Source organism: Streptococcus mitis (assembly GCF_002096755.1).
In the GTDB taxonomy this organism is placed as follows: Bacteria; Bacillota; Bacilli; order Lactobacillales; family Streptococcaceae; genus Streptococcus; species Streptococcus mitis_AC.
This window is the reverse complement of the sequence record NZ_NCVF01000023.1, coordinates 106491-132520: the sequence shown is the minus strand read 5'-3', so window position 1 is coordinate 132520 and position 26030 is coordinate 106491. Positions and strand designations below refer to the sequence as shown.

Annotated in this window: 28 protein-coding genes; 3 read left to right on the top strand and 25 right to left on the bottom strand. The window is 41.6% G+C overall.

Annotation, left to right across the window (positions count from 1 at the left end):
* Nucleotides 1–8: 8 nt before the first annotated feature.
* Both B7700_RS06135 and B7700_RS06130 read right to left on the bottom strand, forming a co-directional pair.
* A complete protein-coding gene (locus B7700_RS06135) occupies nt 9–1679 on the bottom strand; it encodes a sensor histidine kinase (protein WP_338132009.1) in 1671 nt (556 codons plus the stop codon).
* Complete coding sequence (locus B7700_RS06130) at nt 1657–2271, bottom strand: YesL family protein (RefSeq protein WP_084887782.1); 615 nt, start codon at nt 2269–2271, stop codon at nt 1657–1659. The genes B7700_RS06135 and B7700_RS06130 overlap by 23 nt, the downstream gene beginning before the upstream one ends.
* A 134-nt stretch (nt 2272–2405) precedes the next feature.
* Between B7700_RS06130 and B7700_RS06125 the strand changes: the two genes are divergently transcribed.
* Complete coding sequence (locus B7700_RS06125; protein WP_084887780.1) at nt 2406–2975, top strand: MptD family putative ECF transporter S component; 570 nt, start codon at nt 2406–2408, stop codon at nt 2973–2975.
* A gap of 29 nt (nt 2976–3004) precedes the next feature.
* On the opposite strand, the gene B7700_RS06120 is transcribed toward B7700_RS06125, so the two are convergent.
* The 17 genes from B7700_RS06120 to B7700_RS06040 all read right to left on the bottom strand — a co-directional run bounded on the left by B7700_RS06120 (nt 3005) and on the right by B7700_RS06040 (nt 16024).
* The gene (locus B7700_RS06120; protein ID WP_000444647.1) at nt 3005–3697 is read right to left on the bottom strand and encodes a methionine ABC transporter permease; all 693 of its coding nucleotides are present in this window, start codon (nt 3695–3697) and stop codon (nt 3005–3007) included.
* 1 nt (nt 3698) lies between these two features.
* Nucleotides 3699–4760, bottom strand: coding sequence for a methionine ABC transporter ATP-binding protein (locus B7700_RS06115; protein WP_078238053.1), 1062 nt, complete (start codon nt 4758–4760; stop codon nt 3699–3701).
* On the bottom strand, nt 4753–6126 hold the full coding sequence (locus B7700_RS06110) for a M20 family metallopeptidase (protein WP_049491224.1): 1374 nt from the start codon (nt 6124–6126) through the stop codon (nt 4753–4755). Before B7700_RS06110 ends, B7700_RS06115 begins: the two co-directional genes overlap by 8 nt.
* 99 nt (nt 6127–6225) lie before the next feature.
* A complete protein-coding gene (locus B7700_RS06105) occupies nt 6226–7080 on the bottom strand; it encodes a MetQ/NlpA family ABC transporter substrate-binding protein (protein ID WP_000694523.1) in 855 nt (284 codons plus the stop codon).
* Nucleotides 7081–7233: 153 nt separating this feature from the next.
* Nucleotides 7234–8064 carry an amino acid ABC transporter substrate-binding protein gene (locus tag B7700_RS06100; RefSeq protein ID WP_084887778.1) on the bottom strand — a complete coding sequence of 277 codons (831 nt, stop codon included), beginning with the start codon at nt 8062–8064 and terminating at the stop codon, nt 7234–7236.
* Nucleotides 8065–8167: 103 nt separating this feature from the next.
* Nucleotides 8168–8491 carry an AzlD domain-containing protein gene (locus B7700_RS06095; protein WP_084887776.1) on the bottom strand — a complete coding sequence of 108 codons (324 nt, stop codon included), beginning with the start codon at nt 8489–8491 and terminating at the stop codon, nt 8168–8170.
* Complete coding sequence (locus B7700_RS06090) at nt 8481–9176, bottom strand: AzlC family ABC transporter permease (RefSeq protein WP_084887774.1); 696 nt, start codon at nt 9174–9176, stop codon at nt 8481–8483. The genes B7700_RS06095 and B7700_RS06090 overlap by 11 nt, the downstream gene beginning before the upstream one ends.
* A 240-nt stretch (nt 9177–9416) precedes the next feature.
* Nucleotides 9417–9929 (bottom strand): HdeD family acid-resistance protein, encoded by a 513-nt coding sequence (locus tag B7700_RS06080; protein WP_000036821.1) that lies wholly within the window; start codon nt 9927–9929, stop codon nt 9417–9419.
* On the bottom strand, nt 9929–10102 hold the full coding sequence (locus B7700_RS11315) for a hypothetical protein (RefSeq protein ID WP_239822553.1): 174 nt from the start codon (nt 10100–10102) through the stop codon (nt 9929–9931). The genes B7700_RS06080 and B7700_RS11315 overlap by 1 nt, the downstream gene beginning before the upstream one ends.
* 64 nt (nt 10103–10166) lie before the next feature.
* Entirely contained in the window at nt 10167–10613 is a 447-nt protein-coding gene (locus tag B7700_RS06075) for a TetR/AcrR family transcriptional regulator (RefSeq protein ID WP_004254991.1), read from the bottom strand.
* Between the two features lie 143 nt (nt 10614–10756).
* A complete protein-coding gene (locus tag B7700_RS06070; RefSeq protein WP_004254988.1) occupies nt 10757–11983 on the bottom strand; it encodes an MFS transporter in 1227 nt (408 codons plus the stop codon).
* A 121-nt stretch (nt 11984–12104) separates the two neighbouring features.
* Nucleotides 12105–12389 (bottom strand): bacteriocin immunity protein, encoded by a 285-nt coding sequence (locus B7700_RS06065; protein WP_004254985.1) that lies wholly within the window; start codon nt 12387–12389, stop codon nt 12105–12107.
* A 230-nt stretch (nt 12390–12619) separates the two neighbouring features.
* Nucleotides 12620–13483 carry an Rgg/GadR/MutR family transcriptional regulator gene (locus B7700_RS06060; protein ID WP_004254984.1) on the bottom strand — a complete coding sequence of 288 codons (864 nt, stop codon included), beginning with the start codon at nt 13481–13483 and terminating at the stop codon, nt 12620–12622.
* 103 nt (nt 13484–13586) lie between these two features.
* A complete protein-coding gene (gene tsaD / locus B7700_RS06055; protein WP_000655020.1) occupies nt 13587–14597 on the bottom strand; it encodes a tRNA (adenosine(37)-N6)-threonylcarbamoyltransferase complex transferase subunit TsaD in 1011 nt (336 codons plus the stop codon).
* Nucleotides 14587–15024: a ribosomal protein S18-alanine N-acetyltransferase gene (gene rimI / locus B7700_RS06050; RefSeq protein ID WP_084887772.1), complete on the bottom strand. Its 438-nt coding sequence runs from the start codon at nt 15022–15024 to the stop codon at nt 14587–14589. Before rimI ends, tsaD begins: the two co-directional genes overlap by 11 nt.
* Nucleotides 15021–15704 carry a tRNA (adenosine(37)-N6)-threonylcarbamoyltransferase complex dimerization subunit type 1 TsaB gene (tsaB, locus tag B7700_RS06045; protein WP_084887770.1) on the bottom strand — a complete coding sequence of 228 codons (684 nt, stop codon included), beginning with the start codon at nt 15702–15704 and terminating at the stop codon, nt 15021–15023. The genes rimI and tsaB overlap by 4 nt, the downstream gene beginning before the upstream one ends.
* Before the next feature lie 104 nt (nt 15705–15808).
* The gene (locus B7700_RS06040; protein ID WP_000282478.1) at nt 15809–16024 is read right to left on the bottom strand and encodes a hypothetical protein; all 216 of its coding nucleotides are present in this window, start codon (nt 16022–16024) and stop codon (nt 15809–15811) included.
* Nucleotides 16025–16302: 278 nt separating this feature from the next.
* Between B7700_RS06040 and B7700_RS06035 the strand changes: the two genes are divergently transcribed.
* Nucleotides 16303–16536, top strand: a complete 234-nt coding sequence (locus B7700_RS06035; RefSeq protein ID WP_000639572.1) for a DNA-dependent RNA polymerase subunit epsilon — start codon at nt 16303–16305, stop codon at nt 16534–16536.
* A 1-nt stretch (nt 16537) separates the two neighbouring features.
* The gene (rnjA, locus tag B7700_RS06030; protein ID WP_084887768.1) at nt 16538–18217 is read left to right on the top strand and encodes a ribonuclease J1; all 1680 of its coding nucleotides are present in this window, start codon (nt 16538–16540) and stop codon (nt 18215–18217) included.
* Between the two features lie 143 nt (nt 18218–18360).
* Here rnjA and mnmG read toward each other — a convergent pair whose 3' ends face one another.
* The 6 genes from mnmG to B7700_RS06000 all read right to left on the bottom strand — a co-directional run bounded on the left by mnmG (nt 18361) and on the right by B7700_RS06000 (nt 25905).
* Nucleotides 18361–20274, bottom strand: coding sequence for a tRNA uridine-5-carboxymethylaminomethyl(34) synthesis enzyme MnmG (gene mnmG, locus B7700_RS06025; RefSeq protein ID WP_084887766.1), 1914 nt, complete (start codon nt 20272–20274; stop codon nt 18361–18363).
* The gene (locus B7700_RS06020) at nt 20264–20695 is read right to left on the bottom strand and encodes an NUDIX hydrolase (RefSeq protein ID WP_084887764.1); all 432 of its coding nucleotides are present in this window, start codon (nt 20693–20695) and stop codon (nt 20264–20266) included. The genes mnmG and B7700_RS06020 overlap by 11 nt, the downstream gene beginning before the upstream one ends.
* A gap of 8 nt (nt 20696–20703) precedes the next feature.
* Nucleotides 20704–21159, bottom strand: coding sequence for an NUDIX hydrolase (locus B7700_RS06015; RefSeq protein ID WP_192855666.1), 456 nt, complete (start codon nt 21157–21159; stop codon nt 20704–20706).
* 140 nt (nt 21160–21299) lie between these two features.
* The gene (mnmA, locus tag B7700_RS06010) at nt 21300–22421 is read right to left on the bottom strand and encodes a tRNA 2-thiouridine(34) synthase MnmA (RefSeq protein ID WP_061589649.1); all 1122 of its coding nucleotides are present in this window, start codon (nt 22419–22421) and stop codon (nt 21300–21302) included.
* A gap of 749 nt (nt 22422–23170) precedes the next feature.
* Nucleotides 23171–23800, bottom strand: coding sequence for an ABC transporter ATP-binding protein (locus B7700_RS06005; protein ID WP_049500733.1), 630 nt, complete (start codon nt 23798–23800; stop codon nt 23171–23173).
* Entirely contained in the window at nt 23797–25905 is a 2109-nt protein-coding gene (locus tag B7700_RS06000; protein WP_084887760.1) for an amino acid ABC transporter permease, read from the bottom strand. Before B7700_RS06000 ends, B7700_RS06005 begins: the two co-directional genes overlap by 4 nt.
* Nucleotides 25906–26030 lie beyond the last annotated feature (125 nt).

The following is a 26030-nucleotide window of genomic DNA, read 5'->3' as shown; positions in this document are numbered from 1 at the left end:
CTCCCTTTCTACTCATCTTGAATTGTAATACGATACTGAACACCTGCTTGCTCCGCAGACTCTATCGTAATGGCATAGCGGTCCCCAAAATAGAGCACAAAACGCTCATGTACATTGGTAATCCCGATAGACTGCTTTTGATCACTGTAACTGGCTTGGTGTTCAAAATGTCTCTGACTTAATTTTTCTCGAATACTTGTCAGTTTTTCAACCGACATTCCACGGCCATTATCGACCACCAAAATTTCTACAAAACCATCCTGTTTAAGCGCCTTTATGCTAATCACATTATCTGTCCGTCTGTGGTCAACACCATGCGCGAAATAATTTTCAACCAGAGGTTGTAAGGTAAACTTAGGAATCTTCATATTCTCTAACTCTGGATCTATCTTGAAACCATAGGCAATGGACTTGGGATAGCGAACCATGCAGAGATAACTATATTTACGGCAAAATTCTAATTCCTGTTTGAGAAGAGTTTCTCTTTCGTCGGAAATATTGTTACGCAAGAGACTACTGAACTCATAAATGATATCTGCCAACTCATCTTGACTCTGCATGACTGCATACATACGCAAAAACTCCAGCGTATTATACATAAAATGAGGATTGATTTGCGCCTGCAAGGCTCGCATATTGGCATCTTTTTGACTAAGCTCTAACTGATAAATATCATGGATATTCTTTTCCAAGCGATCCAACATATCATTGGTGGTCTCTGCGATTAAGAGCAATTCCTGATCCTTTTCAAGCGTATCAATGCGAAGACCTTCTTGTCCTTTGGCAATAGCTTGGATGGAATCCACCAGGTCCACTACCTGCTTTTGATAATTAGCAAAGGTCTTCCTCAAAGTCAGATAGAGAATGACAATAAAGAGAAGGCTCAAGCCCACAATCAAAGCAGAGCTAGCCACTGTTCCTTGTAAAACAAAGTTTTTAGGAACTGCCACCTGAACCTGATAGCCATGAGAGGTAAAACCGACAAACCAGTTCTCATGTTCCCTATTGACCCTCTCACCAATATGAAAAATCTCCGTATCAAATGGTGATGTCACAGTCACAGCCATCGGGATATGACCTCGGGTATTGTCAATGGCATGATATAAGACTTCTGGATCCAAGGAGATGTAAATCACTCCTATAGATTGATCCGTTGCTGGGTCCAGAACTGGAATGCCAAAACTATTGGCCTCTGGTTTAAAGGCCTCAGCAGGCAAGACATGACCACTTCTTTTATCCCTTGTTGAAACATAAACTTCTTTAAAATCCTGTAAGACGATTGCAACACCCGTTATAGAGTCATTTTGGACATAAAGATCATCAATGTTTTCATACAGAGAAATAGAAGTTGACGAAGCTGCTTGATGCTCCAACAGCCAATAAAAATACTCAGAAGTTGACAAGCTAAAGTACTTATAAACCCCTTGTATCCGGTCTTGATTGGCTACTAAATCTTGCGCCAGTTGGGCTGATTCCCGATAATAATACTCCACCTCATCGACTGTTCGAGTGGTTACACGCTGGGCTACTCTTTGAGCTTCCTTTTCCCGTGAATCCCAGTCAGCGTAAGAGAGTAAGATTGCAAAACTCGCAATAATAATCATCATAACTGAACTGTAGGTTCTCAGAAGCGTATGTAGCCAAAACTGCTTCATTCTATTTTGTCGCCAATTTTTCATGGATACTTTCATAGACCGGTTCCAATATATCACTGATAAAGAAATGCCACATCCCAATTCCTACAAAGAAGAGAAGAGCAGGCATATAGTAGCCAATTGCCACAAGTAGCACTGTCCCAAGGAGAACCTTGGCCACAGCTGCTAGACTCATAAAAATGCCAATCAAGGATAGTTTGAGACTATTTCGATAGGATAAGTCAAAATAAACTTGTAGTTTCAAGGACACTGTATAGGCCAAAAATAGCAAGGCAACTACTAGAACATTCAAAAATGTAGCAATCAAATGAACAATAGTCTGATGAGGCAATTGCACCAAGAGATACAAGCCATAGACTAAAACTAGATCCACGCCTAAAAAACTATAAAAGATCAGGTTGCTTGAGACAAAATTTTGCTTGTAAAGAGACCAAGCCTCCTTCAAACTGTATTCCCGAAAGCTATAACCATGTTCTGCATACAAGCTCATCAAGGTGGCACTAGCCGGCGCTAGACCAAGAATAATCCCTCCCGCCAATGTTAATAGCCAAAAGAAGGCTGTCGCAATCATCCCTAAAAAGAAACGATTAAAGACAAAGTCTAAAAATCTCCCCATGATATCCCCCTAAAAATAACTATGAAACCATTATATCATATTTCAAGCGTTTTCAAAAACTTCTAGTATCCATTTACAATCCCATCAAACCATGGTAAAATGAGAATTGTGAAAAAATTATCAGGAGACAATTCATGAAGAAATCTATCTTAACTACACTGCTTTTTGCAGTTCTTTACTTCCTCTGCATGGGGATTGGTGTCCTTTTGGGCAATCTCTTTGACCAAACTGGAAACATGTTTTATGCGCCTGCCTTTACTGCCCTTGTCGGCGGTAGCGTCTATATGATCCTAGTCGCAAAAGTTCCGCGCTTTGGAGCCATTACCACTATCGGCCTTGTCATTGCTCTCTTTTTCTTGGGAACTAAACACGGTGCCGGTGCCTTCCTTCCTGGAATTATCTGTGGCCTCCTGGCAGATGGAGTAGCTCTTTTAGGAAAATATAAAGATCAAACAAAGAACTTCCTTTCTTTTATTCTCTTTGCCTTTAGCACATCAGGACCAATCCTACTTATGTGGATTGCGCCCAAAACCTATATGGCAACCCTTCTAGCAAGAGGAAAATCCCAAGAATATATCGACCGTATCATGGTCGCGCTAAATCCTGGAACCGTCCTTCTATTTATCGCAAGTATTGTCATCGGAGCCCTAGTGGGTGCCTTGATTGGACAATCCTTGAGTAAAAAATTGGCACAGAAAATCTGATTACTAAAAAAGAGCCAGGCGGCTCTTTTTTATTTATGGCTCAATTTCTTAGTCAAGAAATCTCCCAAGAATTGGATTGCAAAGATAATCAAAATGATAATGATGGTTGCCAAGATGGTCACATCATGATTGTAGCGGTTAAATCCATAAGCGATGGCCACGTTACCGATACCACCAGCTCCAACCGCACCGGCCATGGCTGTTTCCCCAACAAGGGAAATCAAGGTCACAGTCGTCACACGGATCAAATCTGGAAGACCTTCTGATAGGTAAACACCTACGATATCCCAGAATGTCGCTCCGCTAGCTTGAGCCGCCTCAATGACACCACCATCCAATTCAGCCAAGACAACCTGCACCTGACGGGCAAAGAAGGCAAAGACTGCAAAAGATAGCGGTACGATAGCCGCATTTGGACCAATGCTTGTTCCTACGATTAGATGAGAGAAGGGTGACAAGACTGCCAAGAGAATGATAAATGGTACCGCACGGAAAATAGAGGTAATCTTATCCAAAATCCAGAAAACGACCTTATTTTCCAAGACACCACCTGGCGCTGTCAAAACAAGGAAAAGACCTGCCACTAGCCCCAAGAACCCTCCGATGATGAAAGAAAGAACTGTCATATAAAGAGTTAGATAGATGGCTGTTCCCCAGCCTGCCTGACCAGCCCAACCCATTTTATAGACATTTGGCAAATAGGTTTGAATCAATGATTCCATCTTACTGTCCTCCCTTCAATACTTTTAGTTGTACGCCTGCTTGACGAATGGCTTCTTGGGCACCTGCCAACGCTGCTTTTTCACCTGACAAGACCACAACTAATTCTCCAACAGGAGTACCATCGAGAATTTCGATATTTCCATAGAGGATATTAGCCGTTACTTGATAATGCTTGTACAATTCATTCAAAAGTGGCTCGTCTGTTGAAGCACCTGCATACTTGAGTTGCACCAAAAGGCTATTTTCAGACAGATGTTGCACGATTTCTTGCTTCTCAATTTTGACCATGGCTTCGTCAATACCAGTGGCTGTTGAGATAAAGTCTTGCGTCAAAGGTTGTTTAGGATTTGAGAAAATTTCAAGAACGCTACCCTCTTCAATCAAATGCCCATCCTGCATCACTGCCACACGGTTGGCAATGTCTTTGACAATCTGCATTTCATGCGTAATCAAGACAACAGTCAAGCCTAATTTTTGGTTCAAATCTTGCAACAAGGCCAAAATCTGCTTGGTTGTCTTAGGGTCAAGGGCAGAAGTTGACTCGTCTGAAATCAAGATTTTTGGATCATTAGCCAAGGCACGCGCAATGGCTACACGCTGTTTTTGCCCTCCAGATAGTTGTGAAGGGTAGTTTTCAGCACGGTCTGCCAAGCCAACCAAGTCCAGCAACTTGGCTACTTTAGCCTTCTTTTCTTCCTTACTGAGTCCAGAGTGTTTGAGGGCAAAGGCTACATTCTCCTCTGCTGTCTTTTGGCTCATCAGGTTAAAATGCTGGAAAATCATCCCGATATCTTGACGTTTACGACGCAACTGCTCTGCCGTCAAGGTCACCTTACCATCAAAAATCACATCATCGTCAATGGTAATTTTCCCTGCAGATGGCTTTTGCAAAAGGTTAATCACCCGTACAAGGGTTGATTTCCCTGCTCCAGAATATCCAACGATTCCGTAGATATCCCCTTCTTGGATGTGAATGGTCACATCCTTGACCGCTGTGATGGTTCTCTTCTTTTGATGAAAAGTCACATCGATCTGATCTAACTTGATAATATCTCTACTCATAGCTTCTAATCAGCTCCTCTACTAATTCAATATGGGTGTAATAATCGGCGATTCGCACATTTTCATCCCCACCGTGGTCTCGACTATTGGCATTTCCTAGACCGAAGGCCACCATTGGCACCTCTAGGGCATCAAAGACCGTATGCATAGGCCCTGTCCCAGCTGTAGTCGGCAAGACTGAAACGCCCTGTGGATAGAATTTCTTGGCCAACTCGATCACATTGAGAATGGCTGGTGCGCTCATATCGCTTCGATAGCTCATCTCTCCCAAGGTATAGTATAATTCTACCTTATCAAAACCATTTTTGTCTAGCTGTTTCCGAATTTTTTCCAGAACATCATGCGGTTCTAGGCCAGGAACCAAACGAACCTCTAGCTTAGCACTAGCTTCTGCTGGTAAAATCGTTTTGACTCCTTGTCCTTGATAACCTGACTGAATCCCTTCGATATTAAGAGCTGGCTCAAAAAAGAAACGTTTTAGAAAGGCTACACGGTCCTCTTGTAAGAGAGGCAATTCCAAGCCATAAATCTGGCTGATTTCCCCAGGATTGCGTTGAGCATAGGCATCCACCAAGGCTAATTCTCGTTCATTCGGCTCTTGTACTTCTTCGTACAAACCTTCAACCAAGATACGGCCATCTGCGGCACGAAGGGACTGTAGGGCTTGAAGGAGGTACCAAGGAGCTGATTCCACAACTCCTCCATAACTAGAGTGGATATCCACATCCGCACTTTTTACCTTGGCATCAAAGGTCACAATCCCCTTATTTCCACCAGAAATTTCTAACTGCTCCAAGGCATTCTTGGTCCCTTGTTCCCAAACTAACAAATCTGCACCACGGAGTTTATCCGCATGCTTTTCTAGATACTTATCTAGGTCTGTTGAAGCCGATTCCTCCGCTCCCTCCATGATAAAACTGATATTAACAGGCAAATCATCATGGTGCTGCATGTATTTTCTCAAAGCACTCAAACGAGCTGTGATATGACCCTTATCATCGTCAACCCCACGCCCATACATGAAGCCATTGCGCACTGAAAGAGTAAAGGGATCCTCTGTCCAGATCTGATCCCCATCCGCTGGCACAGTGTCATAGTGGTTATAGAAAATCAGAGTCTTAGCATCTGGACGCGAACTCTTGAAATGCGCCATGACAAAGGGAGCCGTATAAGTCTCATCAATCTCCACTTCAGCCCCAACACGTTTGAAAATCTCACCCAGATAGTTAGCAACTTCTTTGAGACCCACCTGTTGGGCAAAGACCGACTTCTTAGAAATCAAGGTACGCAAAACCTCAAAATAATGCTGGGCCACATGATCCTTTTCAAATTTTTCAATCTGTTCTTGTTCGCTAGGAAAAACCATATTCTCTCTACCTTTCTATGAACCTATAGTCTTCTTTACAATCCATGCTCTATACAAAAGCAAGAGGTGGAATTTTCTCTCCCACCTCCCTGTTTCTTATTACCAAACTGGTTGATCCAAACCGTCTGATGTTTCTTCGATAACTTTTTTCACGTCATCTGTGTGGTAAGCTGCGATCACTTTCTTGATAGCATCAGCCTTAGGTGATGTTTCCCAATCTTTTTTCGCAACGATGATGTTGTACCATTGTTTTGAATTTTCATCAGCTTGTTCTTTGAAAAGTGCTTTCTTGTAGTCCAATTTTGCTTCTGTAACGAAGGTATTGTTTACAACGGCAGCGTCAACTGATGACAATGAACGAGCTGTTTGGCTAGCATCCAATTCAGTAATTTTCAAGTTCTTTGGATTTTCTTTGATGTTAGCAACTGTTGCAAGAGCAGTTCCTGAAACGTCCAATTTAATCAAGCCAGCTGATTGAAGCAAGTAAAGCGCACGGCTTTCGTTTGTAGCATCGTTCGGTACAGCGATTTCTCCGTTTGCTGGGATGTCTTCTACTTTAGTGTACTTGTTGTCACTTCCATTCAAACCTGAGTAAAGACGGATTGGAGAGATGTAAGTATCTGCAATCGCTACAAGGTCTTTTCCGTTTTCTTTGTTCCAGTTGTTCAAGAAGTTATAGTGTTGGAAAGCGTTCAAATCTACTTCGCCATCAGCAGTTGCCTTGTTTGGTTGTGAGTAGTCTGTGAACTCTGTAAATTCCAAGGTAATGCCGTCTTTTTTAACCAATTCTTGGATTTTGTCCCAACGTTTTTCTTCAGAACCGCTACGGTTAACAGTTGCGATTTTGATAGTTGTTGCATTGTCTGCTTTCTTTTCTGAGTTTCCGCAAGCTGCAAGAGCCAAACCTGCGACTGTAGCAAGGGCTGCTACACCAAGCCATTTTTTAATTTTCATGATTCTTTCTCCTTAAAAATAATACCGTACTAGTATCTCACAATTTGTTTGATTTCACAAATTGTTATTAGATAGTCAGATATATAGTTTAAAACTATATCCCTAAAAACTGAGAAATCACCCATCTTATTCAGAATGGATGATTTCAAGAAATTATTTAATATCAGCTTCTGCTGGTAGATAAGTGTCTCCGAAGAATTGTTTTGACAATTTTTCAAGAGTTCCGTCTTTGTAGAGTTCTTGGATACGTTTGTCTACAAATGTTTTCAACTCATCTTGACCTTGAGCAAGAAGTGGGTAAACGTACGGTTGTTGGTCGCTTGGAAGTTCGATAACTTTCAAGTTGTCCAAACCTTGGTTCTTGATGACTGTTTCAACACCGATTTTATCAAAAATTTTATAGTCAAATTGTCCATCACTCAAACGTCCCATAATTTGTTGGAAATCTGCCTTAGTATAGTTCAGGATAGTTGGGTTATCTGCGTGTTGTTTGTTATATTCTTCCAACTGTTTAGCTGATGTAGTAGCTTGAACAATCTCTGTCGATTTTCCACCGATATCAGCGAGAGACTTGATACTAGAGTCATCTTTCTTCACTACAAGGACATTAGGGTTTTGGGCAATTGGTGCGGCATATAGGTATTTCTCCGCACGTTCTTTAGTGTAGCTAAGATTGTTGACAGCCATATTGTAACGGTCAGCGTCAAGACCAGCAAAGACACCTGACCATTCTGTCTTTTCAAACTTGACATCATATTTGTCAGAATCTTTAAAGATAGCGCGAACGACTTCAATCTCGTAACCAGTCAATTCGCCATTTTCTTCATAGATAAATGGTTTTGGCGAGCCATTGGTTGCAACGATAATTTCTTTCTTACTAGCTGCTTCTCCTTCTTTCTTAGCACCACCTGAGCAAGCCACAAGCACACCTGCAGCAACAAGCCCTAGGGCAGCAAGAGATGAGTATTTAACGATTTTTTTCATGTCATTTCCTCCAAAATAGAATACCTTATAATCTTAACAGAAAAAGAGCATTTACGCCATTATATGATATCTATCTCTGTGATAGGTTTTCTTTATGGCTGATTTAAAAGACCAAACGCAAGATGGCAATCAAGACCACTCCAAAGAGAACTGTTCCGACTAGATTGCGGTAGCGAAAGGCTACCCAAGCTGTTGGAAAGATGGCTAAGAAGTCCAGCCATTTGATTTGAGGTAAGTTACCAACCTTGCCTGTCACTACGCTTGAAAGAATCAAGGCAAAGATAATAGAAACGGGCAAGAACTTCAAAAAACGTTCAACAATCGCAGGCAGGCCCTTATACTTGACCAAGATGAAGGGAATCATACGGGGAATCCAAGTCACCAAGCCAGAGAAAATAACTGCTAATAAAAGATACTTACTGACCATCTAATACCACCCCCATTGTACAACCAAGTAGCGTCGCAAATAGAACAGCTAGTGACTGAGACACCACTGTCAAGAGTAAAAAGAAGGACACCGCAACAACTGCTAGGATAATGAGCAGATTGCGGACAGGAATCCGTCTTTGCATAATCTGGAATTGCGAAGCAAAAATTCCGATGAACATCCCAACAAGAGCAAAATCCAAGCCAACGATTTCTGGATTTGGCAGTAGGCCACCCAGAGCCGTTCCGACAACTGTCCCAACAAACCAAGCCACATAGCTGTTGAGATTGTTTCCGTGCATCCACATAGGATTGACCTTGTCTGTATGGGCCAATTCGCCCATCAAAACGCCATAAGTCTCATCCGTCAAGAGACTAGACATACCGATATTTTGCCAGAGACTGGTATGACGGAAATAGGTCGACGCATGCAAACTCAACAAAAAAAGACGCAAATTGATTAGAAAAACCGTCATGGCAATGGCTGCCACAGGTGCTTGAACCGCAATCAGTGCCAGCATAGCAAACTGGGCACTCCCAGCATAAACAAAGAGACTCATCAAGCCCATCTCAACAGGTGTCACATAGGGCGCACCGATAATCCCACAGGCAAGGCCAATACTGACATAACCAAGGGCTGTTGGCATGGCCGCCTGCGCCCCCTCCCAAAATCCTTTTTCTTTCATCTTTCTCCTCATATTGTCTTAATAATACTCAATGAAAATCAAAGAGCAAACTAGAAAGCTGGCCACAGGTTGCTCAAAACATTGTTTTGAGGTTGCAGATAGAAGCTGACGCAGTTTGAAGAGATTTTCGAAGAGTATAAGTAGGCTGAAAAGGCTCCAGCCATAGCATGGACTATTATAACACATTCAGGAAAGAGAAAAAAGTCTGCTGATTGTAATCAGACAGACTCCATTTTATTCTTATTTAATCTTGAAGAATTGAACAATTGCCACAATACCTTGATAAATAAAGACAAAGGCAATGGTGTAACTAATATAGAGACCGGTCATCAATGGGTGTCCCATCATGATTAAACCTGCTACGATTCCTAAAATCCCCATCCAAACTAGAGGGGTACCTACCGATTTATCCGTCTTACGAACCTTGAAACCAACGATAGTTTTTGTAATACCATTTGTCAAGGCCCATAAAGAAATGATAAATGGTACAAATGTTACCATTTCAATAAAGCTACCTGAGAACAAGGTAAGAGCGAGGATGAGGGTAACAATTCCTCCAAATAAATTCCAGCCATGCTTTTCTTCTGATTTGAAGTATTGTACAATCTCAGAAATCCCTTGAACTGCAAATACAAGTGCAAACCAGAAAGTCATGGAAGCCAAGCTAATAAGAGGATGTGCAAACATATTAAAACCTACAAAAACTGCAAAAATACCCGCAATTAGTAACAACCATTTCCAAATTTTCGACATTATTTTTCTCCTTTTTTAGAGTAATCTTCCTCTAGTATTCCATAAATCATCATATCCAAAACCTGTGATAATTGATGTTCATATCCTGAAACCAAGTCAGGCAAACTGCTATCTGACGAAACAGTTAAATAATAGGAACGAAACATATCCTGAATCAATCGCAGATAGTCCATAGCTCGTTTCTCATCAATATGCTCTTTCAGTTTGGATTCTGATATAAGTTTTTGACAAACTTGTTCATTCAAGTCCAAAAAGATAGCTTTTGGATTCTGATATAAGTTTTTGACAAACTTGTTCATTCAAGTCCAAAAAGATAGCTTTCTGTGGTGCAATGTCTGCTTCCAATTCTTCTGGTGTCGCAATCATTGCCTCAAAGAAAATGTGGCTATGTTCTGGGTATTGCTGATAAAATTGGTGACGTCTTTCCATATAATCAGCTAAGGAGGGCACTTGACCTTCCACCCCCAGAAACACTGCCAAAGCTTTCTCAAAACTCTCCTGAAAACAAGTTAGATAGAGGTCTGATTTCCCTGAAAAATTATGATACAAAACTCCTTTGGAAATACCATCCACTTTACAAAGTTCATTGATGACAAAACCTTGATAGCCTTTTGTAGCAAATTCAAACAAAGCAGCGGTAATGATTTTCTCTCTTCGTAGTCTTGTTTTTTCTTCTTTTCTCATGTATTTATCTCTACATTTTTTAATTATAAACCGATTGGTCTGAAATGTCAAGCAACTTTCTCAAAAATTTAACAGTCTGCTGATTGTAGCCATCATAAACAGACTGGAATCCAGTCTCAAACATATAATATACACATTCTTCGCTAAATGTTTTCACGGATATTCAAGAGTATGATAAAGGCAGCTAGAAGAAATAGCAATAAAACAAAGCTAACTGCCAGAGTTCCAAAGCTAGTAGCAATGGTTACCAAAGCTATTGTAAATAAGCTAGGTAAAACAACTGTAATGGCACCGATAGAGGATTGAACTGCTCCCATTGACTCCTCAGGTATTTGTTTAAAAATGAGTTCCTGTAATCGAGGAGAGAGGATACCTGCGAAAAAGGCATCCAAGGCACTAAAGATAAGAATCCAGTCAAAACGAACTGCCACAAAGCCAACTAAAAGGAGTAATTGGATAATAAGCGAGGCATATAGGGCTAGTTTTATGGAGATTGTATTCTTCAGATAGCCACTCACAAGGCTTCCGACAATAAGGGCTGACAATTCAAGGGTGGATAACAAGGCAAGAGATTGACCTGTTTGTAAATTCAAAAAGGGCTGATTCCTCAAAAACAGAGTAGAAACAGGAACTGTAACATTTATCACTGCTTGACTAATAGAGATAATAAACAAAACCAAGAGCACCTTATTCATATTCCATATCAATTTTGATGATTGGAGCAGATGCTGGCAAAAGGATTTTACAGAGAGTCCTTCTTGATAGCTAATCGTTTTTTCTACTTTCAAGAGGTCTGTTTTTATGAAAAGAATACCTAAAAATGCGATTAAAAAGGTCAGAGCATTCAGTAAGGAAATAGACTGGATAGATAGAATACCTAGTAAGACTCCTCCTAGAATATTACTGATTGTTTTCACTAAACTAACAGTTGACTGTTTAAATCCAATAGCTTCTGCCAGATGGTCTTGCCCAATAATTCTAATGAAAATCGGAGTGAGCATGGCGCCTGAAAAATAACTCAATGTGTCAGATAAGAGGTTAATCAGACAAATAAATGCTACTAATAACAAGGAAAAGGACTGCCCTGAAAGTGATAAAGAAACGATAGAGTAAAGCAAAAATTTTGCAAAACTAATCATTGTATATTTTAGGACACGATGATGTTGAAAATCCGCCAAAACTCCCAGAAAGATTTGCAGAACTTGAGGAAGGGTTTCTGAAATCGTGATCAGTAAAATCGCCAAAGGGGCAAAAGATGCATCTGCCACATAATTCAAAAAGGCCAGATAAAAAATCGTATCCCCAACCGTTGAAATCCACTGGTTGATGGTTAATTGCCTAAAATTTCTATTTTGAAGAAATACTTTCATCACAACTCCTTTTAAAGTTCCAGTGTATAGAAAACAAGACTTGGTTTAATATTGAACTCCAAGCCTTGCTCATATTCAGATTCATCCATTATATGATGTTCATGCCGTATTTTATAATAAATCATATCTTAAAAATACCAGACCACACTATTCCCTGCTTGTATTTAGCTTCTTTCTTTTGGACAAATTTTGCTAAATCCAACAACTCTGTCGGCGGTTCACCTTTAAAGCTCAACAATTCTTTAGAGACGGCAAAAGAAAGACGTACAGCTAACAAATCTTCATTAGTACTAGAGAACTGTTTTGCTGTTTCCAGCAATTGCTTCCTAAATTCTTCCGTCAAGCTAATTTCCTTATTATTGTATAGGGAATGAATTAACATTTGTAACTGACTTTGTTTTTCCATCGTTTACCTCATTTTATCTAGGACGCCAAGTTTCACTTTTAGTCCAGCCATTTACAGTATGCTCATAATTAAACATATACTGTACGAATTCCCATCTATAAACCACTTCTGCGACTTAGGATCTGCTTGAAGTGCTTTACAAGGATAGTATAACACGAAAATTAGCTTATTTTAGAAAATCGCATATTTGATATTTTTTCTTATAGAAATTTCAGATTTGCAATTGTTGACTACTCAATAAGTTCTTTGTATTGCTTCAAACGCAATTCGAAGAGGGCTAGCAATTGTGGATTTTCTAATACTTGCAGAGATTGGATAAATCTTTCAATCTCTTTTTGATTGCTTCCTTTGGTTTGAAGGAAAATCTTCATTTTCTTTAAAAACTGCCACAATACTTTTTCAAAAACATCGTATGGACGAAGCATGCTCTCTAGCTCAGCTTCAAAAATTGGGATATAAGAGAAAAGTTTACGCTCCATGAGTTCTGATATAATATTCAGAAATCCACTTTTCATATACAATCGATTATGTACCAACTCTTTAAATTCCCTAGATTTCTCAATTAAAGCGGTCGATAAAAATATCAAATCTTGATTGCTCAAGAAGGGCATGGTATTGCAAAAGAGATAGAGTTCAAACCAGGTCCAAGACTCAATAGCATAGAGATAGATAGTCAAAAACTCGCTATCTTCTTTTACTAATGGATAGTTCTTATTTAAGGAATGGAGTGCGTTTTTAATTACAATGGCATTCAAACGACGATAGGTCTCTGCCATCTGTTCTTGCTCGACTTCCTCCAACAGTTGCTCTAAACCAGCTATATCTTGGTGGGCAAAGCGATCCACAACCTTTCTACCAATTCGCATATGTGGAGATTCTTGATAGTTGTTGAGCTTGTGCCCAAACTCATCAAAGGTCACATTTATACCTTGGATAGCTAGAATCAACTTATCTGCAGACAGCATAGACTGCCCTAGTTCGAACTTGGATAGCTGAGAAGCTGTTAGTCCAGCACAAGCCACATCTGACTGCTTGAGCTTTCTAGCCAAACGTAATTCCTTGTAAAATTCCCCCAATTCCATTCTCCCAATCATCTGACCACCTCCTATTCTTTATATATTATATCATTATTTACATTTATTTGTCAAAATATTCTGACATTTCGGCAAGTAAAAAAGTCAGCCTTAAGCTGACTCTTTATTCCATAGTATCAAAAGCGAGACTTGGTTTGGCATTGAGGTCCAAGTTTGCAAAATTTTCTTTGTTCCACTCGCTGACGCTGGCATAGGCAATCATTCCTGCATTGTCTCCACAAAGACGCAGTGGTGGGATGATGACCTTGACATCTGTGATTTCGGCCGCTAGGCGTTCTCTGAGACCTTTATTGGCTGCCACGCCACCTGCCACAACCAGGGTTTTAACAGGGTATTTTCCCAAGGCCTTCTTGGTTTTTGCCATAAGAATATCCAAGACAGCTGCTTGAAAGGAAGCACACAAATCCTCTGTGGACAAGCTTTCTCCCTTTTGCTCGGCATTGTGGTGAAGATTGATAAAGGCCGATTTCAAACCTGAGAATGAAAACTCCAGATTATCTTCCTTAATCATGGCACGAGGGAAATCATAAATATCCTGTCCCTGATGAGCTAGCTCGTCAATCTCACGACCAGCAGGATAGGTCAAACCCATGACACGGCCAACCTTATCATAGGCCTCACCAACCGCGTCATCTCGCGTTTCCCCAACAATCTTGTAGTCACCAGCCTCCGAAACATAAACCAACTCTGTGTGCCCACCGCTAACCAAGAGGGCTAGCAAGGGAAACTCCAAAGGCTCCACACTCTGAGCGGCCATGAGGTGGCCAGCCATGTGGTTAACGGGAATCAGCGGAAGCCCATGTGCCCAAGCAAAAGCCTTGGCAGCTGACAAACCAACTAGTAAGGCTCCGACCAAGCCCGGTCCATAGGTAACCGCCACAGCTGTTACGTCCTCTTCGGTAATTCCTGCTTCTGCTAGAGCCTCCTCGATACAGGCTGTAATGACCTCGACATGGTGACGACTAGCTACTTCTGGCACTACGCCCCCAAAACGTTTGTGGCTCTCGATTTGACTAGCAATGACATTGGACAAGAGCTGGTCGTCTTTTTTTAAGACAGCGACACTGGTCTCATCACAGGATGTCTCAAATGCTAAAATATATCTATCCTTCATCTATTTCTCTCTTCATGATGATGGCGTCCTCGACTGGGTCATGGTAGTAGGCCTTTCGCTCAGCGATGACTGCCATCTTTTCTTTCTTGTAAAATGCTTGCGCTCGGTGATTTGACTTTCTGACTTCGAGGAAAATCTCCTTATCTGCCGGCAATTGAGCAAACAAGGCCGAGGCAATTCCCTGACCCTGATAGACTCCTTTGACAGCGATTTGCAGGACTTCTGCTTCAAATAGATTCTCCTGCACAGCTAAAAATCCAATCACTTCTGCTCCATCATAAGCTAGAGCATACCAAGTCTGGTCTTGGGACAAATCTGCTTGGATTTGTTCCAGCGTCCAAGAACTGACTGGGTAAACAGCTGCCATAACAGCGTAGATGGCTTGAGCCAGATCAGGTTGCTGTTGAGTTCCTTTGATTTCTATCATAGGCGTTTAATATAAGACTCGCCAGATTCGGTGTGATTCTTTAGCCAGTTTTCCTCAGCCTCGACACGCTTGAGGTAGTTCGGCACAAAATCATGCAAGGAGTCTGCTTCCTTGTCCCAGGCCCAGAGAGCTAGATTAGCTGCATTTGGCAAGGTTTCTTTGAAATTAGTCCTTGGCAAGTGTTCTTGAATCTGCTCCACAAAGGTGCCAACTTCTCCGACAAAGGTTACTTGACTAGCACCCTTGATTAGCTCAATCACTCGCTCAAAGGGCAGGTGTGCTTCTGGCATGACAGGTTTGGCATTCTCATAAAATCCTGCGTAAACATTGTTGCGACGCGCATCCATCAAAGGAACGAACAAACCTTCTTGTTGGTAGGGCACCAGAGCCAAGAGGCTAGACATACCAACTAACTCGATGTTAAGAGTATGAGCAAGGGTCTTGGCAGTTGCTACCGCAATTCGCAAACCTGTGTAGCTACCTGGCCCTTCCGCCACAACGATTCTATCCAAATCCTTGGGCGTCCAGTTCACACTTGCCATCAAAAAATCGATGGCAGGCATGAGGGTAATACTGTGATTTTTCTTAATATTAATCGTCGTCTCGGCAAGAACCTGCTTGTCCTCTAAAATAGCGAGAGAAAGAGCCTTGCTGGACGTATCAAAAGCTAATACTTTCATAACACATTCCTATCTTTTTGTCTGCTTACTATTATACTACAAAAGCTGGCACATGGGAATTTTCTTTATCCCCAAACAAAAATGCCCCAGCATGAGCAGGGCATCTAAGCATTTAATCCAAAGTAAAATACAAACCAAACGACATAGGTTACAAGGAGGAGAAAAAGCGAGTAGAGGGTCACAAAGGTAATTTTCCATAAGAACTTGGTTTGTCGTCGTTCCAGTTTGGCAAATAGAAGATTCCCAGCGTAAACGCAAGCAACAAACACAATAAAAGCCACCAAGCGAGCTCCGATAGCAAAAGCAAATAAGTTATACATAGGGCAACCTCCTTGACTTAAAACTATATGGAATTATGACAAGCAATAAATTTCACTTCCATTATCAAGATAACATATTTTCTTTATTTTTGCAAACGATTACAAAGAAATCGTCCTGTGACTTTCTCGTTTCCGTCTTTTACTAATTTTTCATTTTGTGGTATAATTGAAATAATTGTAACGAATCAAGGTCAATCTAGACACAAAATGGAATGAAATCAAGCAAATCTATGCTAAAAGTTTGGAATAAGCTGACCTGTAAAATAGAAAGGAACTATATGATTTACAAAGTTTTTTATCAAGAAACAAAAGAACGTAGCCCACGCCGTGAAACAACACGCGCACTTTACCTAGACATCGATGCCAGCTCAGAACTTGAGGGTCGTATCGCTGCTCGCCAACTTGTCGAAGAAAATCGCCCAGAGTACAATATCGAGTATATCGAACTCTTGTCTGACAAATTGCTAGATTACGAAAAAGAAACTGGCGCCTTCGAAATCACGGAGTTCTAATATGGCCTATACTCTTAAACCTGAAGAAGTCGGCGTTTTTGCCATCGGTGGTCTGGGAGAAATCGGGAAAAACACATACGGAATTGAATACCAAGACGAGATTATCATCGTCGATGCTGGGATTAAATTCCCAGAAGATGATTTGCTGGGTATCGACTACGTCATTCCTGACTACTCATACATCGTGGACAATATCGACCGCGTCAAGGCTGTTTTGATTACCCACGGACACGAGGACCACATCGGTGGGATTCCATTCCTGCTCAAGCAAGCAAATGTCCCGATCTACGCTGGACCACTTGCCTTGGCTTTGATTCGTGGGAAACTCGAAGAACACGGCCTCTTGCGCAACGCCAAACTTTACGAAATCAACCACAACACTGAGTTGACCTTTAAAAATCTCAAGGCAACTTTCTTTAGAACGACTCACTCTATTCCAGAGCCTTTGGGAATTGTCATTCATACTCCTCAAGGGAAAATTGTCTGTACGGGTGACTTCAAGTTTGACTTAACACCAGTTGGTGAACCAGCAGATTTGCACCGTATGGCTGCGCTGGGCGAAGAAGGTGTTCTCTGTCTTCTATCTGACTCAACAAATGCGGAAGTACCAACCTTTACCAACTCTGAAAAAGTTGTTGGTCAGTCCATCATGAAGATTATACAAGGCATCGAAGGACGTATCATCTTTGCATCCTTTGCCTCAAATATCTTCCGTCTCCAACAAGCAACAGAAGCTGCTGTTAAGACAGGACGTAAGATTGCGGTCTTTGGCCGTTCTATGGAAAAGGCTATTATCAACGGAATTGAGCTTGGTTACATAAAAGCTCCAAAAGGAACCTTTATCGAGCCAAATGAAATCAAAGACTACCCTGCAGGCGAGATTCTTATCCTCTGTACAGGTAGTCAAGGTGAGCCGATGGCAGCCCTCTCTCGTATCGCCAACGGAACCCACCGTCAGGTACAACTCCAACCAGGTGATACCGTTATCTTCTCTTCAAGTCCAATCCCTGGAAATACTACTAGCGTCAACAAGCTGATTAACATCATTTCAGAAGCTGGTGTCGAAGTTATCCACGGTAAGGTTAACAATATCCATACATCTGGACACGGTGGCCAGCAAGAGCAAAAACTTATGCTCCGCTTGATTAAGCCAAAATACTTCATGCCTGTTCACGGTGAATACCGCATGCAAAAAGTCCACGCTGGACTAGCAGTGGATACTGGTGTTGAGAAGGACAATATCTTTATCATGAGCAATGGTGATGTGCTTGCCCTTACTGCTGACTCAGCTCGTATCGCAGGTCATTTCAACGCCCAAGATATCTATGTCGATGGAAATCGTATCGGTGAAATAGGTGCTGCTGTCCTCAAAGATCGTCGTGATCTATCTGAAGACGGTGTCGTTCTGGCAGTCGCAACTGTTGACTTCAAATCGCAGATGATTCTGTCTGGTCCAGACATCCTCAGCCGAGGCTTTGTCTACATGAGAGAGTCTGGCGACTTGATTCGCCAAAGCCAGCGTATCCTCTTCAATGCAATTCGTATCGCACTGAAAAATAAGGATGCTAGCGTTCAATCTGTCAATGGTGCCATTGTCAACGCTATTCGCCCCTTCCTCTATGAAAATACAGAACGTGAACCGATCATCATCCCTATGATTCTCACACCAGATGAAGAATAATACTCTTCGAAAATCAAATTCAAACCACGTCAGCTTCGCCTTGCCGTACTCAAGTACAGTCTTCGGCTAGCTTCCTAGTTTACTCTTTGATTTTCATTGAGTACAAGTCAACAAAACAGCCCCGTTTTCGGAGCTGTTTTTCTCTATGCTTTCTTTTCTTGATTTTTAGAAATACTACGATTTTTACCTTCAAGATACACCATCAAAATAGAAATATCTGCTGGGTTTACTCCCGAAATACGGCTAGCTTGGCCGATGGTTTCTGGATTGATGAGCTTGAACTTCTGACGAGCTTCGGTTGCAATAGAATCAATGTCATCCCAGTCGATATTGGCTGGAATGCGTTTTTCTTCCATGCGTTTCATCTTGGCAACCTGGTCCATGGCCTTGGAAATATAGCCTTCGTACTTGATTTCTGTTTCAATCAATTCGATAATCTTGTCATCCAAGTTCTCTGCAGCTGGTCCGATGAAGGCCACCACATCTTGGTAAGAAACTTCTGGACGGCGAAGAAATTCCTTGGCTGTCACCGCATCTGTCAACGGCTTGAAGCCCATCTCCTCAACCTTAGCATTGGTTTCTTTGACTGGCTTGAGTTTGATACTGTTTAGGCGCTTCATCTCATTGTCAAATTGATTTTTCTTGATTTCAAAGCGAGCCCAGCGTTCATCATCCACAAGTCCAATCTCGCGTCCCATCTCAGTCAAACGCATATCAGCGTTGTCATGACGGAGAATGAGACGGTATTCAGCACGACTGGTCAAAAGACGATAAGGTTCAATGGTTCCCTTGGTCACCAAGTCATCAATCATGACCCCAATATAACCGTCACTACGCTTCAAAATCAACTCAGGCTTGCCTTGGACTTTCAAAGCCGCATTGATACCCGCGATAATCCCTTGGCCTGCTGCCTCTTCGTAACCTGACGTTCCATTTGTCTGACCAGCAGTGAAAAGACCTGAGATTTTCTTGGTTTCCAGAGTCGCACGCAACTGGTGTGGCAAGACCATGTCATACTCAATGGCATAACCTGTTCGCATCATCTCTGCATTTTCCAAACCTTTGATGGAATGAACCAAGTCACGCTGGACATCCTCAGGCAGACTGGTTGAAAGTCCTTGAACATAGACTTCCTCTGTATTGCGCCCTTCTGGTTCTAGGAAGAGTTGGTGACGTTCCTTATCCGCAAAGCGCACAATCTTATCCTCAATCGATGGACAGTAACGAGGTCCCACTCCCTTGACCACACCTGTAAACATAGGCGCGCGGTGAAGGTTGTTTTGAATAATCTCATGACTGGTACCATTGGTATATGTCAACCAGCATGGCACCTGGTCCTTGACATAATCCTCATCACGTGAAGTATATGAGAAGTGATTTGGCGCTTCGTCCCCTGGCTGAATCTCTGTCACATCGTAATTGATAGAAGAAGCCTTGACACGTGGAGGGGTTCCTGTCTTGAAACGACCGATTTCGAGGCCCAGTTCCTTGAGATTGTCAGCAAGGTTAATAGAAGCTAGGCTGTGGTTAGGACCTGATGAGTACTTGAGGTCTCCGATGATAATTTCCCCACGGAGAGCAGTCCCTGTGGTCACGATAACAGCCTTAGCAGCATACTCTTGATTGGTCGCTGTACGCACACCGACAACCTTGCCATCTTCCACTAAAATCTCATCAATCATGGTTTGACGAAGGGTCAGATTTTCTTGATTTTCAACCGTCTTGCGCATCTCCTTAGAGTAAAGCTCCTTGTCAGCCTGCGCACGAAGGGCACGGACAGCTGGCCCCTTCCCTGTGTTAAGCATCTTCATCTGGATGTAAGTCTTGTCAATGGTTTTGGCCATCTCGCCACCGAGGGCATCAACTTCACGCACAACAATCCCCTTGGCAGAACCACCGATAGAGGGATTGCAAGGCATGAAAGCCAGCATTTCAATGTTGATAGTCGCAAGTAAGACCTTACAACCCATACGGCTAGCGGCCAAGGAAGCCTCGACCCCAGCGTGTCCCGCACCGATTACAATAATATCGTATTCTTCAGTAAAATTATATGTCATTTCTTAACCTTTCAAAAATTTCTCGTAAATAAGGAACTAACTTCTCCTCCTCTAGAGCTTGAGCCATAGTAACCCATTTAAAGTGCGTATGCTCTTCAGGATCTAATCTGATAATTGGCTTCTCCCCAACCCACTCTGCTTTATAAACTAATCGAGTAAAGACAGTATCCTTAGAGGTATCCAGTTGACTATCTTCGTGAAGAAGTCTGAGCGAACTGCTATCTAGCCTAACTCCCGCTTCTTCAATACATTCTCTAAGAGCTCCATCTCGCGGAAGTTCACCCTTTTCAACCCCGCCACCAGGAATATCCCAGTAAGTTGGATAAACATTGGGTTGTCCTCTTTTAATTTCCGAACGCTGAATGAGCAAATAATCATCACCACTATGAACAAGTACATGGGCAATAAGCTTAACCATCATTTTCTCTCCTATTCCTCAAGATGAATGTGTCTTAGTTGGCCGTCCCAATCTGGCAGGGCTATTTTTAAAAAGGCTGGAACTAGATTGATACCCTTAAGCTTGTCTATGTCAATCCATTCACAGGGCTGCCTTTTCTCATCTTCCTGCATGGTCAATGGGGCATCTTCAAGCAAATCCACCAGATAATGAAACTCGATATTGTGATAATAAACACCGTCCTGTTCAAAACGATTTTCAACCACAAAAACTAGCTGCCCAGCTTGAGCTTCGACACCCAGTTCTTCCCTCACTTCACGGACTACCGCGTCTTCCGTGCTTTCATTGACTTGAATCGCACCACCGATAGTATAATACTTGCCCTTATCTTTGGTGACTAGAAGCTTGCGATTTTGAAGAATCAAGGCTGTCGCCCGAACTCCAAAAATTGTATTTCCTACTTTTGTCCGAAAGTCTTGCTGAGTCATTTTTGTCCTTTCCTCTAAACGACACAAAAACAGTCAAAACTCCAAAGAAGTGCAGGACAAAAAAGCCTGCAACATCCATGAGCTTTGACCATCATTTCTATTGCTTTTATTATTGTAGCAAATTGAGAAAATTTGTCAATCTAAATGTACTGACAAACTTGTCCATCGCGGTAAGCATTGTCAATCAAACCACCACCTAGACACTCTTCCCCGTCGTAAAAGACAACTGCCTGACCTGGTGTGATGGCGCGTTGCGGTTCTGCAAAGATAACCTCTGCCTTGTCTCCTTTGACATGGACGGTCACCTTAGAATCAGGCTGACGGTAGCGGAATTTAGCCGTACATTCGAGCGTAAACTCCTCTGGCATGTCACGAGTAAAGTGGACTTGACTAGCCTCTAGGCTGGTTGACATGAGCGAATCATGGTAGAATCCTTGTCCTACATAGAGAATATTCTTGCTTAGGTCTTTTCCGACAACGAACCAAGGGGCATTGTCACCACCGTGTTGCCCACCGATACCGAGGCCTCCACGCTGACCAATTGTATAATACATAAGGCCTGCATGCTCGCCCATATCACGGCCATCCACTGTCATCATTCGCCCTGACTGAGCTGGCAGGTAGTTGCTGAGAAAGTTTTTAAAGTTCTTTTCTCCGATAAAGCAAATTCCTGTCGAGTCTTTCTTCTTAGCAGTCGCAAGTCCTGCTTCTTCTGCGAGTCTGCGAACTTCAGGTTTTTCCAAATGTCCCAGTGGAAACATGGTTTTTTGGAGTTGTTCTTGCGAAAGCTGGCTGAGGAAATAGGTTTGGTCCTTGCCATTGTCCACGCCACGAAGCATGTGAACGATGCCATCCTCATCACGCGCTACTCTAGCATAATGCCCAGTCGCCACATAGTCTGCCCCCAAGGTCATAGCATAGTCCAAAAAGGCCTTGAACTTGATTTCCTTGTTGCACATAACGTCTGGATTTGGCGTGCGCCCTGCACGGTATTCCGCTAGGAAATACTCGAAAACGCGGTTCCAGTACTCTTTTTCAAAATTGACAGAGTAGTAAGGAATGCCAATCTGGTCTGCTACCGCAGCCACATCCTTGTAATCTTCGGTCGCCGTACAGACGCCGTTTTCATCTGTGTCGTCCCAGTTCTTCATGAAGATGCCAATCACATCGTAACCCTGCTCCTTGAGAAGAAGAGCCGTCACCGACGAATCAACACCACCACTCATCCCCACAACAACACGTGTTTTAGAGTTATCACTCATGGTAAGTCTCCCATCTATTCGTTTATTTATACCCCTCAAAATTCTATTTACTATGACTTTCAATAGAATTTCTTCGAGTATAGTCTTTTCGTTTGCTTTTAGGACTAGGCAACGAGTCGCAGGCATAACTTGAGTTAGGCAAGACGAGTTAACGACGTAATAAAAGATAAACGAAATGACTAGTTCACGATTGAAGGTCGTGTGTGCTTAACGATTGAAGGTCGCTTGAGCAGTATTCATTATAACATGCTTGGTTGGAGAAGACAAGAAAGAGGCTGATAATCTACCGGCCTCTTTTATAAAATAATCAATCCTTGAACAAAATCCATTGTTGAAATGCTGTTCTAAACCATTAATCGCTCAGATTTCCCAGAATAGAGCTGTCCTAACTATCGAATAGATTAAATCCATACATATCCACGCAATTCTACGTTTAGAGTTGCCATAAAATAAATGTTTTAGGGATATTCTAAATCTTTGACTGCTTAAAATTTTACGTTCTGAAGGATTCTAAAGCTAGAATAGCATAAAAATCATGAAAACTGAACTATTCGAAGCTTCAGAATCATACGATTTCTATAGGAAGTATCTTTTTAGTACGTGTGGTTAGGAGGTGATTTTAGGGAATCTCCCAAAAACAACTGATTTCCTATTTTTATCAATCAAAAATGTTGATAAATGAGTGTTTTAAAATTAAATTTTAAAGGTATCCTTAAATTTAAAGATTTTTGATAAGATTTCTGTATTTTTTACAATTCAATGATACGATGACATTGTTGGGCTACATAAGCATCGTGGGTCACAATAATGACTGTTTTCCCCTCGCGATTCATCTCTAAGAGAAACTTCAAGACCAAATCTCTATTTTCAGGGTCCAGAGAACCTGTTGGTTCATCGGCTAAAATCAGCTGGCTGGGTTTTAAGATGGCTCTAGCAACTGCAATTCGTTGTTGTTCGCCACCAGACAACTCGGAGACCTTTTGATGCAACGTAGCTGACAAACCTACTCTCTCTAAAATCTCTTCCACCTTTTTGAGCTTGTCTTTCTTGGACAATTTCACATATTTCAGCGCCAGCATGAGATTGTACTCGACCGTTTCATCATCAATCAGGGCAAAATTTTGAAACAGATAAGAGATATGTTCACGGATTATTGTTTGCGACTTGGCAGAATTGACCGCTAGATTTGTCTGACCAAAAATCTCATACCGTCCGCTATAATCACCATCTATCAAACCTAATAAATTTAACAAGGTCGACTTACCACTACCACTTTTTCCAACGATGGCAACCAAATCTCCCTGATCAATCCTGAGAGATAAGTGATCCAAAATCACTTTTCCTCCAATGGTTTTGGTAATATTTTCCAACTCAATCATAAGATGCCCCCTTTCAATAACTCTACTAGACTTCTTTTCTCCATCCTAGAAGCCAAGACTAACACAAATAGTATATCCAGACATGTAAAGCCTGCAAACAGCAGGAGTGGCAAGAGCGCATGGGCAAAGAAAATCAATACTAGAAGAGGGAGACTATAGCCCAACAAAAGTAGAACGAGGAGAGGACGGTAGCGATCGACCAGTTTCCACCCCATAAACTTCTTGGTAATGATATCCCTGCGCTTCAACAAGAAAGTGGTAACGAGTAAAAAGTAGGAGACAATCATACTGAGAAGAGCAAATAAGGCAAAAAGAACGTTAAAATTACGAACAGAATCCCGATAGGTATCGACCATCTCCTCTTGAATTGCTTGAATCGATGAAAATTTTAAATAGCTACCATCAGATAAGTTATCGACTAACTCTGTAATCACTTTTTGATTTTGTTCTGTATTTTCAACTTTCATCGGGTTGTTTAAACCTGTCGTTGACAAGCGAGTCTTTTCTTCCCACATCATGTCTTGATCATTTACCAGACTAATGATTGGATTGTGGAGATTTTCCTTTCGCTCATTATTATAAGGGAAGAAAGACCAATCTCCTTCATAGTAGGCAATTTCCACATCCATATCTTCTATTGTTTTCTTTTGTTGATCTTCATACCTCATAGAAAGATAGGCGATGGATTTTCCCAAGAACTGATTCTTGCCTTCTTGTCCTTTATCACTGGCTGGCATCAAAATAACTTTTTTAGTGCCGGTATCTGGTAACTTGAATCCCTTGCTCTTTAGAAAATTGCTATTAGCATAGTAAACATCTACCTCATCAGGCAGTTGGTACTGCTGCACTTGTTCTGCTTTGATGACTGGTTTGATAGGAAGACTCGCACCTCGCACATAGTTTACTTGTGTTTTTGCTAGCAAATCTTGATAAAATTGGTAGAAATAATCTGTAGATTTCCCTGACCCTGCTAGCTCTTCTTGCCACAGGTTATCACTGAGGCGGAAATTTTCCAAGGTCAAGTAATTCCCTTGGCTTACCCACTGTTGCTGATAAGCAAGTTCTTTGTTTTCTTGTTCTAGACTTCTTCCCACCCCAATCAGTAAGGCCGTCAGTAAAATAGTTGTCCCTATTTTCATCACATAATTGAAGATGAGACCAAGTTTGACAGATGAAAAACCTTTCAACATGGAACTGACTGTCATTTTCTGAATCATCAGGTAGGTCAGCCAACTGATGAACAAATACAACTGTAAAAGCAGAAATTGGGATAAGAGTAAACTTGGAAACAAAAGTTTTGGTCTGTAGTCCAGCACTAAAAATAGTCCCAAGTCAATGATAAGACTTCCACCCAAGAGAAGATAAAAATTAGTCTTTACAAAACCAGCTAAAATCGCCCTGCTTTGAAAACCAAGTAACTTTTGAACCCCCACTCGTTTCATCTCCATCATCGGCTGATAAACTGTCATTAAAATCACAAGCAAGATTGCTAAGATAAAGATAATGATAGATAGTAACAAAGCTTGATTTAGCACTCCAACCTGACTTCGGTAAGTGGGTTCTAATAAAATCGTCTTATCTATCTGGAAAAAATCACTCCACTTTTGTAGAATGGTATCACGATCTATCTCTTTGCTGGAGGTAATCATATAGCGCCCATTTACAGTATGAGATTTATCCTCAATATAGGATTGGAAGGTCTGGAGTCGAATGAGTTTCACCTTTAAAAAGGTGGGAATGGTTCCTAGATTATTGGGAAGGTTCTGGTTGCTGTAGACTCCCTTCTCATTCTTTGAAAAATCAAGAGAAGTCAGACCGAACTCCTGATAGGGGAAGGTTTCCTTATCAAAAACACCAGCCTTGACCACCTCATCGCCATTATCTACTTTGATAATAGAGACCTTGTCTTGACTTGTAACCTCTTCAAAAAACTGGAGAATAGTTTCTGTCGGTTTAGTGACATCTTTCAAGTACAAGTCAAATGAATAAGCTGTCTTACCCATCTCCTGAATCCGCACTATTTCTCGTGTAACATTTACATTCAGGACAAAAAACGTAGTACACAGCAAGAGCAGGAGCATACAAAGATGACTGATTTTTTTCATAGAGATACCTCCCGTGAAGAGACGAAACTGGGAAAAACTAACTTTCCAATAAAACCACATAGTGATTCTCTCAGCTTAATTGTGTTCAAGGCTGCAAACACTGCGTGGCTTTTGAATATTTAGAG

Coding starts and splice junctions, on each gene's coding strand:
- B7700_RS06075 (WP_004254991.1), bottom strand. CDS start 10,613: ATGAGAAAAGAAGAAAAAACAAGACTACGAAGAGAGAAAATCATTACC.
- mnmG (WP_084887766.1), bottom strand. CDS start 20,274: ATGACATATAATTTTACTGAAGAATACGATATTATTGTAATCGGTGCG.
- B7700_RS06115 (WP_078238053.1), bottom strand. CDS start 4,760: ATGAGTAGAGATATTATCAAGTTAGATCAGATCGATGTGACTTTTCAT.
- B7700_RS06020 (WP_084887764.1), bottom strand. CDS start 20,695: ATGATGGTTAAGCTTATTGCCCATGTACTTGTTCATAGTGGTGATGAT.
- B7700_RS06135 (WP_338132009.1), bottom strand. CDS start 1,679: ATGAAAAATTGGCGACAAAATAGAATGAAGCAGTTTTGGCTACATACG.
- rimI (WP_084887772.1), bottom strand. CDS start 15,024: ATGATAGAAATCAAAGGAACTCAACAGCAACCTGATCTGGCTCAAGCC.
- B7700_RS06125 (WP_084887780.1), top strand. CDS start 2,406: ATGAAGAAATCTATCTTAACTACACTGCTTTTTGCAGTTCTTTACTTC.
- B7700_RS06090 (WP_084887774.1), bottom strand. CDS start 9,176: ATGAAAGAAAAAGGATTTTGGGAGGGGGCGCAGGCGGCCATGCCAACA.
- B7700_RS06040 (WP_000282478.1), bottom strand. CDS start 16,024: ATGTATAACTTATTTGCTTTTGCTATCGGAGCTCGCTTGGTGGCTTTT.
- B7700_RS11315 (WP_239822553.1), bottom strand. CDS start 10,102: ATGGACTATCTGCGATTGATTCAGGATATGTTTCGTTCCTATTATTTA.
- rnjA (WP_084887768.1), top strand. CDS start 16,538: ATGGCCTATACTCTTAAACCTGAAGAAGTCGGCGTTTTTGCCATCGGT.
- B7700_RS06110 (WP_049491224.1), bottom strand. CDS start 6,126: ATGGTTTTTCCTAGCGAACAAGAACAGATTGAAAAATTTGAAAAGGAT.
- B7700_RS06100 (WP_084887778.1), bottom strand. CDS start 8,064: ATGAAAAAAATCGTTAAATACTCATCTCTTGCTGCCCTAGGGCTTGTT.
- B7700_RS06080 (WP_000036821.1), bottom strand. CDS start 9,929: ATGTCGAAAATTTGGAAATGGTTGTTACTAATTGCGGGTATTTTTGCA.
- B7700_RS06015 (WP_192855666.1), bottom strand. CDS start 21,159: ATGACTCAGCAAGACTTTCGGACAAAAGTAGGAAATACAATTTTTGGA.
- B7700_RS06120 (WP_000444647.1), bottom strand. CDS start 3,697: ATGGAATCATTGATTCAAACCTATTTGCCAAATGTCTATAAAATGGGT.
- tsaD (WP_000655020.1), bottom strand. CDS start 14,597: ATGAAGGATAGATATATTTTAGCATTTGAGACATCCTGTGATGAGACC.
- B7700_RS06065 (WP_004254985.1), bottom strand. CDS start 12,389: ATGGAAAAACAAAGTCAGTTACAAATGTTAATTCATTCCCTATACAAT.
- B7700_RS06095 (WP_084887776.1), bottom strand. CDS start 8,491: ATGGTCAGTAAGTATCTTTTATTAGCAGTTATTTTCTCTGGCTTGGTG.
- mnmA (WP_061589649.1), bottom strand. CDS start 22,421: ATGAGTGATAACTCTAAAACACGTGTTGTTGTGGGGATGAGTGGTGGT.
- B7700_RS06105 (WP_000694523.1), bottom strand. CDS start 7,080: ATGAAAATTAAAAAATGGCTTGGTGTAGCAGCCCTTGCTACAGTCGCA.
- B7700_RS06035 (WP_000639572.1), top strand. CDS start 16,303: ATGATTTACAAAGTTTTTTATCAAGAAACAAAAGAACGTAGCCCACGC.
- B7700_RS06005 (WP_049500733.1), bottom strand. CDS start 23,800: ATGATTGAGTTGGAAAATATTACCAAAACCATTGGAGGAAAAGTGATT.
- B7700_RS06070 (WP_004254988.1), bottom strand. CDS start 11,983: ATGAAAGTATTTCTTCAAAATAGAAATTTTAGGCAATTAACCATCAAC.
- B7700_RS06130 (WP_084887782.1), bottom strand. CDS start 2,271: ATGGGGAGATTTTTAGACTTTGTCTTTAATCGTTTCTTTTTAGGGATG.
- B7700_RS06000 (WP_084887760.1), bottom strand. CDS start 25,905: ATGAAAAAAATCAGTCATCTTTGTATGCTCCTGCTCTTGCTGTGTACT.
- B7700_RS06060 (WP_004254984.1), bottom strand. CDS start 13,483: ATGATTGGGAGAATGGAATTGGGGGAATTTTACAAGGAATTACGTTTG.
- tsaB (WP_084887770.1), bottom strand. CDS start 15,704: ATGAAAGTATTAGCTTTTGATACGTCCAGCAAGGCTCTTTCTCTCGCT.